We start from the raw sequence: 13,123 nt of genomic DNA on the forward strand, positions 1-13,123 counted from the left end.
TCACGTGTCGCGACCTCCGAATAGATCCGGGGTCCAGCGCGATCACGTCATTGATCGTAAAAGACTATTCACCGTGCAGGAGCGCAGTGGCTGGATGCCAGATCAAGTCCGGCATGATGAAGAAATGAACTAACGCGCTACTGAATCTTATCCAGCATCTTGTAATAAAGCCCCACCAAGGGAAGAAACCAGGGCTTGCCGAAATGGCCAGGCACCGCCGGCCAGTCCATCCCCTTCAGCGGGTTGTTGTCCGGGCGGCCCAGAATGGCGTCAGCCATGATCATGCCCAGATGGGTGGAAAGCTGGGCGCCGTGGCCGGAATAGCCCATGGCGTACCAGACGCCATCATGGAAACCGGCGCGGGGATAACGGTCCTTGGTCATATCAACCAGTCCGCCCCAGCAATAATCGATAGGCACATGCGCAAGCTGCGGGAATATGCGGTGCAGGCTATCCATCAGGATCGCGCCACTTTTGGCATCCGAACGCTGGTCCGATGTCGTGGAAAAGCGCGCGCGGCCGCCGAAGATCAACCGGTTGTCCGGTGCAAGGCGGAAATAATTGCCGATATTCATGGTGTTGACGTAGGTGCGGTTACCCGGGACGGACGCCTTGATCTCGGCATCCGTCAACGGCCGCGTGGCGATGATGAAACTGCCGACCGCGATGATGCGGCGGCGGAAATAGCCGAAACCGGAGGGCGTGTAGGCGCCGGTTGCCACCAGAACATTATCGGCAGTGACCTTGCCGCGCGTCGTTTCCAGCGTGTGTGTCTTGCCGTTCTGAGAATGTTTCGTCACCGCCGCATTTTCGAAGATGACCGCACCATGGCGGCTGGCGGCCTGCGCAAGGCCGGCCACATAGCGGCCCATATGCATCATGGCGCTCTTCTTGGACAGCATGGCGCCATAAAAGGGAGAGCCGATTTCCGCCTTGAGATCGTCAACCGACAGAAGCGCCGTGTCGGGATCCACCTCGGCATGAACAGCCTCGAAATTCTTCGCCAGACTTTCGAAATGCTGCGGTTTCGAAGCCATTTTCAGCTTGCCGGCGCGGCGGAAATTACAGTCGATCCCTTCCACGGCGATCAGGCTTTCCAGCGTGTCGATCGAGGCATCCAGCGCCTTGTAGAGCGCGATGGCGCGCTCCTTGCCGAGTTCCGCCTTGGCGGAGAGGTAGGAGTGGGCCAGCCCGTTGTTGAGGTGGCCGCCATTGCGCCCGGAAGCACCCCAGCCGACGCGCTGTCCTTCAAGAACAACCACGCGCGCGCCCGCTTTTGCCAGCTGGCGCGCAGCACCCAGACCCGTGAAGCCGCCACCAATGACGGCCACATCGTAATGGCCTTCGACAGGACCTTGCGCCGCCCCCGCAAACAGGGGCGCCGTGTCGTGCCAATAGGAGACGAGCTTCATGATCCGGTCCTTCCTTACAGTCCAACGACGCCCGCGAGACCGGAAATATCGGAGATCTCCGTATAACCGTAATAGGGGTTTGCCGGTTCGTGGCCGCGGTTGACCCAGACCTTGTTCTTGATGCCGAGATCGTGCGCGGACATCAGGTCGTAGCGGAAGGAGGACGACACGTGCAGAATATCTTCCGGGCCGCAGCCGAGCATGTCGAACAAATATTCGAAAGCCTTGAAATGCGGCTTGTAGGCCTGCGCCTGTTCGGCGGTATAGACAGCATGGAACGGCGCGCCAAGCTTTGCCACATTCGACATGATCTGCGAATTCATGGCGTTAGACAGAATGACCAGCGGAATTTCCTTGGCAACCTTCGCCAGACCGGCCGGAACGTCCGCATGCGGACCCCATGTCGGAACGCGCTCATACACCATTACCGCATCTTCGTCCTTGAAGGCCACACCGTTGCGCTTGCAGGTGCGCGACAGGGCGTTATGGACAACTTCGGCGTAAGGCTTCCAGTCATGCATGACCTCGTCCAGGCGATAGGCAGAGAAGTCCTTGATGAATTGCTGCATCTCGGCCTCGCCCAGACGATCACCATAGAGATCGCGGGCAGCTTCTGCCATCTGGAAATGAATCAGCGTACCGTGGCAATCGAAAGTGATGTATTTCGGGCGGAAGATGGTCATGTCGTCGTCGTCCTTGCTTGGGGATGGGTGGTGGCTGCAATAACAAGATCATAGAGGCCTTTGCCCGGTCGACGCACTGCAATTGCTATTCGCGAAAGCAGATTGTTGCGTATGCGGCCGCCAGTTTGGCAGAGAGTTGCGTGCGACAAAACCGGAAGCCGCCGCCCACCCCCGTTCTGCGGATGGAAGCAGATGATGTGCGGCATAAGATGCGGCGGCGGGTAAAAGCAACAGTGAAACATATCGAACCTTGCCATTCGTCGGGACAATGTTCTTTTGCCGCCGGTCTATCAATGAACATGAAGAATAAAACGGAGTTGGGCCATGCAAGCCAGCCTCATCGATATCCAGAAATTTGAGCCGCAACACCTCGATGCCGCCGTCGAGCTTTCCCGCCAGGCCGGTTGGCCACACCGCCGGGAAGACTGGGCGCTCGTCCTTTCACTGAGCAAGGGTTTCGTCGCTATCGAAAACGGTCGCGTCGTCGGAACCGCAATGGCCACGCTTCTCGGAGACACCTGCGCCACCGTCAACATGGTGATCGTGGACGAGGCCATGCGCGGCCGTGGTCTCGGACGCAAGCTGATGCAGGCGGTCGTCGATGCTGCGGAAAATCGCGAGTGCCGTCTGACCGCCACCGCTGAAGGCCTCCCCCTATATGAGAAGATGGGGTTCGTCGCATGCGGCGAGGTGCGTCAGCACCAGGGAATTCCTACGGCCGCCGATAAGCCCGATAACGTGGCATGGGCAGAAACGATTGTACCGGCCGAGCTTGCCGCACTCGACGCGCAGGCATTCGGTGCGGATCGTACGGCACTCTTTACCGAGCTTGCGGATAGGGCACGGTTTGCGGTGGTTCAACAGCATGGCGCCATCATGGGCTTTGCAGGCCTTCGCGCCTTTGGCCGTGGTGAAGTCATCGGCCCGATTGTCGCGGAAACTGCTGAAATCGCAAAGGATTTGATTGCCTTCGTCGTTTCCGAGCGCCCCGGCGCATTCCTGCGCGTAGACACCACCACCGAGACGGGCCTCGGTCCCTGGCTTGCCGAATACGGTCTTGCCCATGTCGGTGGCGGCATCGCCATGCGCCGGCCGAAGGCGGAAACCTCTGCCGACAAAAAACTGAAAACATTCGCGTTGACCAGCCAGGCGCTGGGCTGAATCCGGAGAGACCCATGTTAAGCAATTCACTGATCGAGCTCGACCGCGCCCATCTGGTGCACCCTGTCTCTTCCTTCCGCGGCCATGAAAAGCTTGGCGTTCGCGTGCTGAAATCGGCAAAGGGTGCCACGATTACCGACATGACCGGCCACCAGCTGATCGACGGTTTTGCCGGCCTCTGGTGCGTCAATGCAGGCTATGGCCATGACAGCATCGTGGAAGCGGCGGCAAAGCAGATGCGTGAACTGCCCTATGCCACTGCCTATTTCGACATTGGCAGCGAACCCGCCATTCGCCTGGCCTCCGAACTCGCCGACCGCGCGCCCGGCGAACTCAACCACGTCTATTTCACGCTTGGCGGATCCGACGCGGTGGACAGCACCATCCGCTTCATCCGCTATTACTGGCACGCCAAAGGCCAGCCGCAGCGCGACCAGTTCATTTCCATCGAACAGGGTTATCACGGCTCCACCACCGCCGGTTCAGGCCTGACTGCGCTGCCTGCCTTCCATGCAGGTTTCGGCGTGCCTTACGACTGGCAGCACAAAATTCCGTCTCACTATGCCTATCGCAATCCGGTCGGCAGCGACCCCGCCGCCATCATCGCCTCTTCCCTGCAAATCCTGAAGGACAAGATCGAGGCTATCGGCCCGGAGCGGGTCGCCGCCTTTTATGCAGAGCCCATTCAGGGCTCCGGTGGCGTTCTGGTGCCGCCGCCTGGCTGGATCAAGGCCATGCGAGAACTCTGCCGTTCCTACGGCATTCTCTTCGTTGCCGACGAAGTTATTACCGGCTTCGGCCGCACGGGACCACTGTTTGCCTGTGCCGACGAAGATATCGTGCCGGACTTCATCACGGCCGCCAAGGGTCTGACTTCGGGCTATGTGCCGATGGGCGCCGTCTTCATGGCCGACCATGTTTATGATACAATAGCCGACTTCGCTGGCGATGCCGCGGTCGGGCACGGTTATACCTATTCCGCCCATCCCGTCAGTGCCGCCGTTGGTCTCGAAGTGCTGAAACTTTACGAGGGCGGGCTGCTGGAAAACGGCCGGCGCGCCGGTCAGCGGCTGATGGCCGGGCTGGAAGGATTGAGAAGCCATCCGCTGGTTGGCGATGTGCGCGGCCGGGGTATGCTCGCCGCTATCGAACTCGTGACCGACAAAGAGAAGAAAACTCCGCTGCCGGCTGCAGCGGCCCCTGCACGCAAGGTTTTTGACCGCGCCTGGGAAAACGGCCTCATCGTGCGCGCCTTCGCCAACGGCATCCTCGGCTACGCGCCGCCGCTGTGTTGCACCGATGACGAGATCGACGCCATTATAGAGCGGACGCGGAAAACCCTCGACCAGACGCTCGAGGACCCGGCAGTGCGGGCCGCCATGGCCTGAGGCGAACAGTGGATGGCGTTGCGGCACCTTCTCGAAATGTCGCAACGCCGCACATATTCGCAATATTCTGCCGAAGACCCGATCCTTTTCGGAGAATCCGGCGCGCTGGAACTGCCAAACTATCAACAGAAAAAGCACTAAACGCCATAAAAAAGGGCGTTAGCAAGAATGGGAACGGGGCAAGGATCCCGTCCGGGAACAGAATAAAATGCCGCAGCCTTCCCAATGGCTCTGCGCGGCAAAGCGGAGACCGACATTGCCCAAGAAACTGAGCGACTTCAAATATATGAGCTTCGACGTGGTGGGAACTCTCATCGATTTCGAAGGTGGCTTGAAATCGACCCTGATCCAGATCGGCGCTGAAAACGGCGTTGAGGTCGACGGTGAAAAGGCGCTCGGCCTTTACCGCGCGGCGCGTTACTCCGACGCCACCGATCTGTTTCCGGACGATCTCGTCCGCGTCTACCTGATCATCGCTCCGGAACTCGGTTTGCCGGCGGAGCGCGCTCTGGGTGAGCGCCTGCGCGACGCGGCAAAAAACTGGAAAGGCTTTGAAGACAGTCGCGCCGCGATGGCCGAGCTTGCAAAGACGCATCGTCTCATTGCCATGACCAACGCCCAGCGCTGGGCCTTCGAGTATTTCTCGAAGGAACTCGGTAGTCCCTTTTACGCCGCTTTCACAGCGGATGATACCGGCACGGAAAAGCCGGATCCCGCATTCTTCGAGAAGGTTTTCGCCTTCGTTGAAAGCGAAGGCGCATCGAAGGACGACATTCTGCACGTTGCGCAGAGCCAGTACCACGATATCGGCATTTCACGGAAACTCGGGATGACCAATTGCTGGATAGAGCGCCGCCACGCCCAGAAGGGATATGGCGGCACCATCGAGCCGGAGAACTTTACCGAACCGGACTACCACTTCACCTCGATGGCCGGCCTTGCCGAGGCCACGAGACACTCGGGCCGCTGAAGCGCCTGCGGCATGACGCGCACTCGGGCGTGGATGCCGAAAATTACTGCAGATGCCATTTCAACAAATCATACAAAAGGGGAAGACCATGAGTGACAGGATTACAAATTGGACCCGCTCTGACGATGCCGCCGTTGAACAGGCTATCCGTCGCGGCGCGACGCGGCGAGAGCTGCTTCACATGATGCTGGCCGGCGGCGTAGCACTTTCCGCCGGTTCGGCCATTCTCGGCCGCGCCTCGCAGGCTCTGGCGGCCACTCCCGTTTCCGGCGGCACGCTGAAGGCGGCCGGATGGTCCTCCTCCACGGCCGACACGCTCGACCCCGCAAAAGCCTCGCTTTCGACGGATTACGTTCGTTGCTGCGCGCTCTATAACCGGCTGAGCTTCCTCGATGTTTCCGGCACGCCCCAGATGGAGCTGGCCGAATCCATCGAAACGAAGGACGCCAAGACCTGGACCGTGAAGCTGCGTTCCGGCGTCACCTTCCATGACGGCAAGGCACTGACCGCCGATGACGTGGTCTATTCGCTGAAGCGTCACCTTGACCCGGCCGTCGGTTCGAAGGTCGCCAAGATCGCCGCCCAGATGACCGGCTTCAAGGCGATCGACAAGAGCACCGTCGAGATCACGCTGGCAAACGCGAATGCAGACCTGCCGGCCATCCTGGCATTGCATCACTTCATGATCGTTGCCGATGGCGCGACCGATTTCTCCAAGGGGAACGGCACCGGTGCCTTCAAGCTGGAGAAATTCGAACCCGGCGTCCGCTCGATCATGTCGAAAAACACCAATTACTGGAAACAGGGTGGTCCGCACGTCGATAGCTTCGAATTTTTCGCGATTGCCGAAGACAATGCCCGCGTTAACGCCCTCATTTCGGGCGATATCCACCTCGCAGCGGCTATCAATCCGCGTTCGCTGCGCCTGCTCGACAAGCAGGAAGGCATCGTTCTGTCAAAGGGAACGTCCGGCAACTACACCAACCTCAATATGCGGCTGGACCAGACGCCCGGCAACAATGCCGATTTCATCGCCGGCATGAAGTCGATCGTCAACCGCGAGCAGATCGTGAAGGCGGCTTTGCGTGGCCTCGGCGAAGTCGGTAACGACCAGCCCGTGCCGCCAATGAGTCCCTACCACAATCCGGACCTCAAGCCGAAGGCCTTCGATCCTGATAAGGCGAAGTTCCACTTTGAAAAAGCGGGTCTTATCGGTCAGTCCATCCCGGTCATCACCTCAGATGCTGCAAATTCTGCCGTGGACATGGCGATGATCATCCAGGCGTCGGCCGCAGAAATCGGTGTAAAGCTGGATGTGCAGCGCGTTCCCTCGGACGGTTACTGGAGCAATTACTGGCTCAAGGCGCCTATTCACTTCGGCAACATCAACCCGCGCCCGACCCCGGATATTCTGTTCTCGCTGCTTTACGCCTCCGACGCGCCGTGGAACGAAAGCCAGTACAAGTCGCCGAAGTTCGACAAGATGATGCTCGAAGCACGCGGCATGCTGGACATGGACAAGCGCAAGCAGATCTACTTCGAAATGGAAAAGATGATCGCCGACGAAGCCGGCACCATCATTCCCGCCTATATCACCAATGTCGACGCCATCACCTCCAAGCTGAAGGGTCTGGAAGCCAATCCGCTCGGCGGCATGATGGGTTACGCGTTTGCTGAATACGTCTGGCTCGAAGCCTGATAGACCAAGGGGCCGGGCGCCGACGCGCCCGGCAACCTTTCCGCCGGTGCGGGAAGCCTCCACAGCTGGAGCGACACTTTGAAAAACAAGCGGTTTTCGCCTGATATCTCGCTCCAGCCATATAATTTGGATCATGACGATTTCAGGTCGATCGGGCCTGAAATCATCATGATCCAGGCAGGTCGCAGGAGCATGTAAATGAACAGCCGGATACTCTCCCTTATCGCCAGGCGGCTGGTCGTCATGCTGACGACGCTGCTTATCGTATCGTTTATCGTCTTTTCCGCCACCAGCCTGCTGCCCGGCGACACGGCAACGATCCTTCTTGGCCAGTCGGCAACGCCGGAGGCCGTGGCCGGTCTGCGCACCGCCATGCATCTCGACGACCCGGCCCTTCTGCGTTTTGTCCGCTGGCTTTTTGGCCTGCTGCACGGCGAACTTGGCACGTCCTACGCCAACAATATGGCGATCGCCGACCTCATAGGCCCACGTTTCGTCAACTCCATGAAGCTTGCCGGCATCACCACTGTTATCGCCGTGCCGCTGGCCCTGACGCTCGGCATCAGCTCCGCCATGCTGCGTGGAACGCTTTATGATCGCGCCGTCACCATCCTGACCATCGGTGTCATTTCCGTGCCGGAATTCATGATCGCGACGCTCGCGGTTCTGCTGTTCGCCGTATATCTGAAGTGGCTGCCAGCCCTGTCGCTGGTCAGCGAGGTGCATACCGTGTTCGATGTGCTGCGGGTTTACGCCATGCCGGTCATCACGCTCACCTTCGTCGTGTCGGCACAGATGATCCGCATGAGCCGCGCCGCCGTCATCGAGACGCTCGATACGCCTTATGTGGAAATGGCGCTCCTGAAGGGCGCACCGCGCATGCGCATCGTCCTGCGCCACGCACTTCCCAATGCGCTTGGCCCCATCGTCAATGCGGTTGCTTTGTCGCTTTCCTATCTCGTCGGCGGCGTCATCATCGTTGAGACTATCTTCAATTATCCAGGCATCGCCAAGCTGATGGTTGATGGCGTCGCGACCCGTGATCTGCCACTGATCCAGAGCTGCGCAATGATTTTCTGCGTCGGTTATCTCCTCCTCATCACAACCGCCGATATCATCGCCATCATGTCCAATCCGAGGCTGCGCTGATGACCGACAATATCAAAACAACTTCGGGGACCTCGCGTTTGGGTTACAAAATCAACGTCGTCGGCGTTTTCGGCTTTCTCGTCATTTTTCTCTGGGCCATGGTTGCGATCTTTGCGCCCTATCTCATCCCGCATCCCGTCGGTGAAATCGTCGATCTCGATTATTTCGGTCCGATGACCTCCGATCTCTGGCTCGGCTCCGACTATCTCGGCCGCGACGTGTTTTCCCGCATTCTCATGGGCGCGCGTTTCACGGTCGGCATCTCGCTTGCCGCCGTAACGATCGCCTGCGTGTCGGGCGTCGTTCTCGGCATGAGCGCTGCCGTGGTCGGCGGCTGGTTCGATGCGGCACTCAGCCGTTTTCTCGATGCGGTGAACTCCATTCCAAGCAAGCTTTTCGGACTTGTGGTTGTCGCTGCCGTTGGCTCCTCCATTCCTGTGCTGATCGTCACCCTGTCGGTTATCTATACGCCCGGCGCCTATCGCTTTGCCCGGGCGCTCGCCGTCAATGTCAACACCATGGATTTCGTCACCGTGGCCCGCGTGCGCGGCGAGAGCCTCTTGCACCTTATCAGCTCCGAAATCCTGCCCAACATCATCCGTCCCGTGCTGGCCGATCTCGGCGTGCGCTTTGTGTTCATCGTGCTGCTTCTGTCGGGCCTTTCCTTTCTCGGTCTTGGCCTGCAGCCGCCGAATGCAGACTGGGGTGCGCTGGTGCGTGAAAACATCGGCGGCCTGCCCTTTGCCGCGCCAGCCGTGATCTTTCCGTCGTTGGCGATTGCCAGCCTGACGATCAGCGTCAATCTGCTGATCGACAATCTGCCGCAGAAAATCCGCGACAGGAGCGAATAATGACAAATCTTGTTGAAATCCGTGGACTTAAAGTCGAGGCGACTACCGATTCCGGCCGCCGCATCCAAATCATCAGGGGTGTAGACATCGATATCGCCGATGGCGAGATTGTCGCATTGATCGGCGAAAGCGGCTCCGGCAAGACGACCATTGCACTGACATTGATGGGATATGCCCGTCCAGGCTGCCGTATTTCCGGCGGCAGCGTCACGGTGGCAGGCCGCGACATGGTACAGCTTTCCGAAATGGAACGGGCGAAGATCCGCGGTACGAAAATCTCCTACGTCCCTCAAAGCGCCGCAGCCGCCTTCAATCCGGCGCAAAAGATTATCGACCAGGTCATAGAGGTCACCCGCATCCACGATCTGATGCCGCCGCAGGAGGCGCGCCAAAGAGCGGTGGAACTGTTCAAGGCATTGTCGCTGCCCAATCCCGAAACCATCGGCGACCGTTATCCGCACCAGGTTTCCGGCGGCCAGCTTCAGCGTCTCTCCGCCGCCATGGCGCTGATCGGCAACCCGGACCTGGTCATTTTCGACGAACCGACCACAGCACTCGACGTGACGACACAGATCGAGGTTCTCCGCGCTTTCAAATCAGCGATGCGCAAGGGCGGTATCGGCGGCGTTTATGTTTCGCACGATCTCGCAGTCGTCGCCCAGATTGCCGATCGGATCGTGGTGCTGAAAGGCGGCGAGATACAGGAAACCGGCACGACCACGGATATTCTCGAGAATGCACAGCATCCTTATACGCGGGAGTTGCTCACCGCGTTTAACGACAAGGTACGCACCGTAGCGCCGCTAAAACAAAGTGACGCGAAGCCGCTGCTGGATATCGAGAAGCTGATCGCCGGATATGGAACGAAAGGCGAAGACCATATGCCGCTGGTGCGTGCGGTCGATTCCGTCAGCCTTGCAGTCTATCCCGGACGCAATCTCGGCATCATCGGCGAATCCGGTTGCGGAAAATCGACGCTGGCGCGCGCCATTGCCGGCATTCTGCCCGCCGCCAGCGGTCATGTCATCTTCGAAGGTCGGCAGTTGGACGCCGATGCCCGCCAACGCACCAGCGATCAATTGCGCCGCATGCAGATCGTCTTCCAATATGCCGATACGGCGCTCAACCCGGCCAAATCCATCGAGGATATTCTCGGCCGGCCGCTGACCTTTTATCACGGCATGAGAGGCAAGGCGCGCGACGCCCGGATCGACCAGTTGCTGGATATGGTGAAGCTGCCGCGCTCGGTTCGCCACCGCCATCCTTCCGGCCTATCGGGCGGACAGAAGCAACGCGTCAACTTCGCCCGCGCGCTCGCAGCAGAACCGTCGCTCATCATTTGCGATGAAATTACCTCGGCGCTTGATACGGTCGTCGCAGCCGCGATCATCGACCTGCTCGGCGAACTCCAGCGAGAGCTGAACCTCTCCTACATCTTCATCAGCCACGATCTCTCTGTGGTGGAAACCATCTGCGACGAAATCGTCGTGATGTATGGCGGGCAGAAAGTGGAGCATCTGGCAACGGAAGCGATCAAGTCGCCGACCCATCCCTATTCGAAGCTCCTGTTCTCCTCGGTACCGAAGCTCGACCCGAAATGGCTCGACAATCTTCAGCAGGATGCAGAGTTGGTGCGGGCATTTTCCAAGAGGTGACAACATCAGTTTCGTCATCCTCGGGCTCGTCCCCAGGATGACGTTGAGTATGAAGCGACGCGTCTCGACATTCTGGCGCCCCTGCAAAGGGACGTCTTCCACCTCAAAGCGGAAACAGGCTGGTCAGCGGCATATGCGATTTGATGATCGGAGATTTCAGCACAACGAAGCTGAAATATTTGTCGATACCGACATCCATGTCCGTCAGCCGCTCCATGATCGACTGATATTCGACGATGCCGGAGGTGACGAATTTCAGGAGGTAATCGTAACCGCCTGAAACGAGGTGGCATTCTACCACCTGATCGATCTTTTCTATAACGCCGAGAAAACGGGCGAAGTCGATCTGGCGGTGGTTCTTGAGCGTGATCTCGGTGAATACCGTCAGCGTCTGGCCGAGCTTGTTGATGTTGATCTGTGCCGAATAACCTTCGATATAGCCCTCGGCCTGAAGCTTCTTGACGCGCATCAGGCAGGGGCTTGGCGAGAGATTGACAAGCTCCGCCAGCTCGACATTGGTGATGCGACCATTTTTCTGGAGTTCGTAAAGGATCTTGATGTCGATCCGGTCAAGTTTCATCACGTGCGGAACCCCTTTTATATTTTTTCGTGCACGCGGCATAAAATTCTGACGCGGCCATGGAAATCTTATCACATGAGCGTGCCCTGTCGACGCGGGGATGTTTTTTTCATCCAGCATAAAGAGTTGCAGACATGGCTACGAACAGCAGGAGATTCCGGCAATCGGCGCAGTCTGGCAGCGTTTACCCGGCGACCACGGTAAATTAGGACGAATACAAGGAGCCCCACCATGCCTGCGCCGCTGCAACAGATCACGACATCACCGGAACTGCCGAAATCGGCGGACGCCGTCATTATTGGCGGCGGTATCGTCGGCGTGTTCGCAGCCTATTACCTCGCCCGGCGTGGCCTGAAAGTGGCTCTTGTCGAAAAAGGTCTTGTTGGCGCGGAGCAATCCAGCCGCAACTGGGGTTGGTGCCGGCAGCAGAACCGAGACGCCCGCGAATTGCCGATTTCAACGCAGAGCCTGACGCTCTGGGAACGGTTTGCCGCAGAAAGCGGCGAAGACACCGGTTTCCGCCGCTGCGGATTGTTCTACCTGAGCGACAACGAAGCTGAAATTGCCGGCTGGGCGCGCTGGCGCGACTTTGCCATCACCGCAGGCGTGACGACGCATATGTTGAGCGCGGATGAGGCGAGCAACCGCGGACGCGCGACTGGGAAACGCTGGAAAGGTGGCGTCTTTTCGCCAACGGACGGCACCGCCGATCCCTCGATGGCGGCGCCGGCCGTCGCGCGTGCCCTCATGAAACTGGGCGGAACGGTGCACCAGAATTGCGCCGCGCGCGGTCTGGAAACGGAAGGTGGTCGCGTTAGCGCCGTCGTTACCGAAAAAGGCACGATCCGCACCAAAACCGCCATCATGTCCGGCGGCGCCTGGGCCTCGTCCTTCTGCCGCCAGCTCGGAATTCGTTTTCCGCAAGCCGCTGTCCGCTCCTCAATCCTGTCCGTCACAGCAGGTGCGGAAGGACTGCCGGATGCGCTGCATACAAAAGCCGTTTCTGTAACACGCCGGAGCAACGGTGGTTACACGCTCGCCATCAGCGGCCTCGGTCGCATCGACCCGACCGCGCAGCAAATGCGGTTTGCACGCGAATTCGTTCCGATGTTCCTCAAGCGCTGGCGCAGCCTGCGACCGGGTGGATTGGAAGGGATTCGCGGTGGGCACGAAACGCTGAAACACTGGCGGCTCGATGCGCCGACGCCGATGGAGCGGGTTCGTATTCTCGATCCGAAACCGAATGCCGCCGCCATCCGTGAGACCCACAAAAGGGCGCTGGAACTTCTGCCTGCACTCCGCAAAACCCAGATATCCGCTGCCTGGGCCGGCTTCATCGACAGCACGCCGGATGGTGTGCCCGCCATCGGCGAGACCAGCGAATTGCCCGGCTTCATCCTCGCCGCCGGTTTCAGCGGCCACGGTTTCGGCATCGGCCCCGGCGCTGGCCACCTGATCGCCGATATCGTGACGGGTTCAACCCCGATCGTTGACCCGGCCCCGTATCATCCCAGCCGTTTCCTTGACTCGTCATGGGGCAAGGTCGCGGATTTCTGATTGTTCTGCGCAGGCCAA

11 protein-coding genes are annotated in these 13,123 nt (G+C 59.2%); 8 read left to right on the forward strand and 3 right to left on the reverse strand.

The genetic code is table 11. From position 1 onward, the window contains the following. Positions 1–137: 137 nt before the first annotated feature. Together AB4Z23_RS05500 and AB4Z23_RS05505 are read right to left on the reverse strand one after the other, a co-directional pair. Positions 138–1,412, reverse strand: coding sequence for an NAD(P)/FAD-dependent oxidoreductase (locus AB4Z23_RS05500; RefSeq protein WP_065687791.1), 1,275 nt, complete (start codon positions 1,410–1,412; stop codon positions 138–140). 14 nt (positions 1,413–1,426) lie between these two features. Further along, entirely contained in the window at positions 1,427–2,095 is a 669-nt protein-coding gene (locus tag AB4Z23_RS05505) for a haloacid dehalogenase type II (protein ID WP_003511068.1), read from the reverse strand. Between the two features lie 324 nt (positions 2,096–2,419). Between AB4Z23_RS05505 and AB4Z23_RS05510 the strand changes: the two genes are divergently transcribed. The 7 genes from AB4Z23_RS05510 to AB4Z23_RS05540 all read left to right on the forward strand — a co-directional run bounded on the left by AB4Z23_RS05510 (position 2,420) and on the right by AB4Z23_RS05540 (position 10,968). Continuing rightward, entirely contained in the window at positions 2,420–3,256 is an 837-nt protein-coding gene (locus AB4Z23_RS05510; protein ID WP_065687792.1) for a GNAT family N-acetyltransferase, read from the forward strand. 14 nt (positions 3,257–3,270) lie between these two features. Further along, positions 3,271–4,644, forward strand: a complete 1,374-nt coding sequence (locus tag AB4Z23_RS05515) for an aspartate aminotransferase family protein (protein ID WP_025595551.1) — start codon at positions 3,271–3,273, stop codon at positions 4,642–4,644. A gap of 256 nt (positions 4,645–4,900) precedes the next feature. After that, a complete protein-coding gene (locus AB4Z23_RS05520; protein WP_065687793.1) occupies positions 4,901–5,614 on the forward strand; it encodes an HAD-IA family hydrolase in 714 nt (237 codons plus the stop codon). An 88-nt stretch (positions 5,615–5,702) separates the two neighbouring features. Then, positions 5,703–7,313 carry an ABC transporter substrate-binding protein gene (locus AB4Z23_RS05525; protein ID WP_013761652.1) on the forward strand — a complete coding sequence of 537 codons (1,611 nt, stop codon included), beginning with the start codon at positions 5,703–5,705 and terminating at the stop codon, positions 7,311–7,313. A gap of 198 nt (positions 7,314–7,511) precedes the next feature. After that, the gene (locus tag AB4Z23_RS05530) at positions 7,512–8,462 is read left to right on the forward strand and encodes an ABC transporter permease (protein WP_003511075.1); all 951 of its coding nucleotides are present in this window, start codon (positions 7,512–7,514) and stop codon (positions 8,460–8,462) included. Beyond that, a complete protein-coding gene (locus AB4Z23_RS05535; RefSeq protein ID WP_013761653.1) occupies positions 8,462–9,313 on the forward strand; it encodes an ABC transporter permease in 852 nt (283 codons plus the stop codon). Before AB4Z23_RS05530 ends, AB4Z23_RS05535 begins: the two co-directional genes overlap by 1 nt. Continuing rightward, positions 9,313–10,968 carry an ABC transporter ATP-binding protein gene (locus tag AB4Z23_RS05540; protein ID WP_065659592.1) on the forward strand — a complete coding sequence of 552 codons (1,656 nt, stop codon included), beginning with the start codon at positions 9,313–9,315 and terminating at the stop codon, positions 10,966–10,968. The genes AB4Z23_RS05535 and AB4Z23_RS05540 overlap by 1 nt, the downstream gene beginning before the upstream one ends. A gap of 103 nt (positions 10,969–11,071) precedes the next feature. Here AB4Z23_RS05540 and AB4Z23_RS05545 read toward each other — a convergent pair whose 3' ends face one another. Continuing rightward, the gene (locus AB4Z23_RS05545) at positions 11,072–11,548 is read right to left on the reverse strand and encodes an Lrp/AsnC family transcriptional regulator (protein WP_013761655.1); all 477 of its coding nucleotides are present in this window, start codon (positions 11,546–11,548) and stop codon (positions 11,072–11,074) included. A 231-nt stretch (positions 11,549–11,779) separates the two neighbouring features. On the opposite strand from AB4Z23_RS05545, the gene AB4Z23_RS05550 reads away from it, so the two are divergent. Then, the gene (locus AB4Z23_RS05550) at positions 11,780–13,105 is read left to right on the forward strand and encodes an NAD(P)/FAD-dependent oxidoreductase (RefSeq protein WP_060642327.1); all 1,326 of its coding nucleotides are present in this window, start codon (positions 11,780–11,782) and stop codon (positions 13,103–13,105) included. Positions 13,106–13,123: the final 18 nt, after the last annotated feature.

This window comes from Agrobacterium sp. MCAB5, assembly GCF_052114365.1.
Lineage (GTDB): Bacteria > Pseudomonadota > Alphaproteobacteria > Rhizobiales > Rhizobiaceae > Agrobacterium > Agrobacterium tumefaciens.

Excerpts from the sequence above, each read along its gene's own strand:
- AB4Z23_RS05505 (WP_003511068.1), bottom strand. The coding sequence starts at position 2,095 with ATGACCATCTTCCGCCCGAAATACATCACTTTCGATTGCCACGGTACG.
- AB4Z23_RS05500 (WP_065687791.1), bottom strand. The coding sequence starts at position 1,412 with ATGAAGCTCGTCTCCTATTGGCACGACACGGCGCCCCTGTTTGCGGGG.
- AB4Z23_RS05545 (WP_013761655.1), bottom strand. The coding sequence starts at position 11,548 with ATGAAACTTGACCGGATCGACATCAAGATCCTTTACGAACTCCAGAAA.
- AB4Z23_RS05535 (WP_013761653.1), top strand. The coding sequence starts at position 8,462 with ATGACCGACAATATCAAAACAACTTCGGGGACCTCGCGTTTGGGTTAC.
- AB4Z23_RS05540 (WP_065659592.1), top strand. The coding sequence starts at position 9,313 with ATGACAAATCTTGTTGAAATCCGTGGACTTAAAGTCGAGGCGACTACC.
- AB4Z23_RS05550 (WP_060642327.1), top strand. The coding sequence starts at position 11,780 with ATGCCTGCGCCGCTGCAACAGATCACGACATCACCGGAACTGCCGAAA.
- AB4Z23_RS05525 (WP_013761652.1), top strand. The coding sequence starts at position 5,703 with ATGAGTGACAGGATTACAAATTGGACCCGCTCTGACGATGCCGCCGTT.
- AB4Z23_RS05530 (WP_003511075.1), top strand. The coding sequence starts at position 7,512 with ATGAACAGCCGGATACTCTCCCTTATCGCCAGGCGGCTGGTCGTCATG.
- AB4Z23_RS05510 (WP_065687792.1), top strand. The coding sequence starts at position 2,420 with ATGCAAGCCAGCCTCATCGATATCCAGAAATTTGAGCCGCAACACCTC.
- AB4Z23_RS05515 (WP_025595551.1), top strand. The coding sequence starts at position 3,271 with ATGTTAAGCAATTCACTGATCGAGCTCGACCGCGCCCATCTGGTGCAC.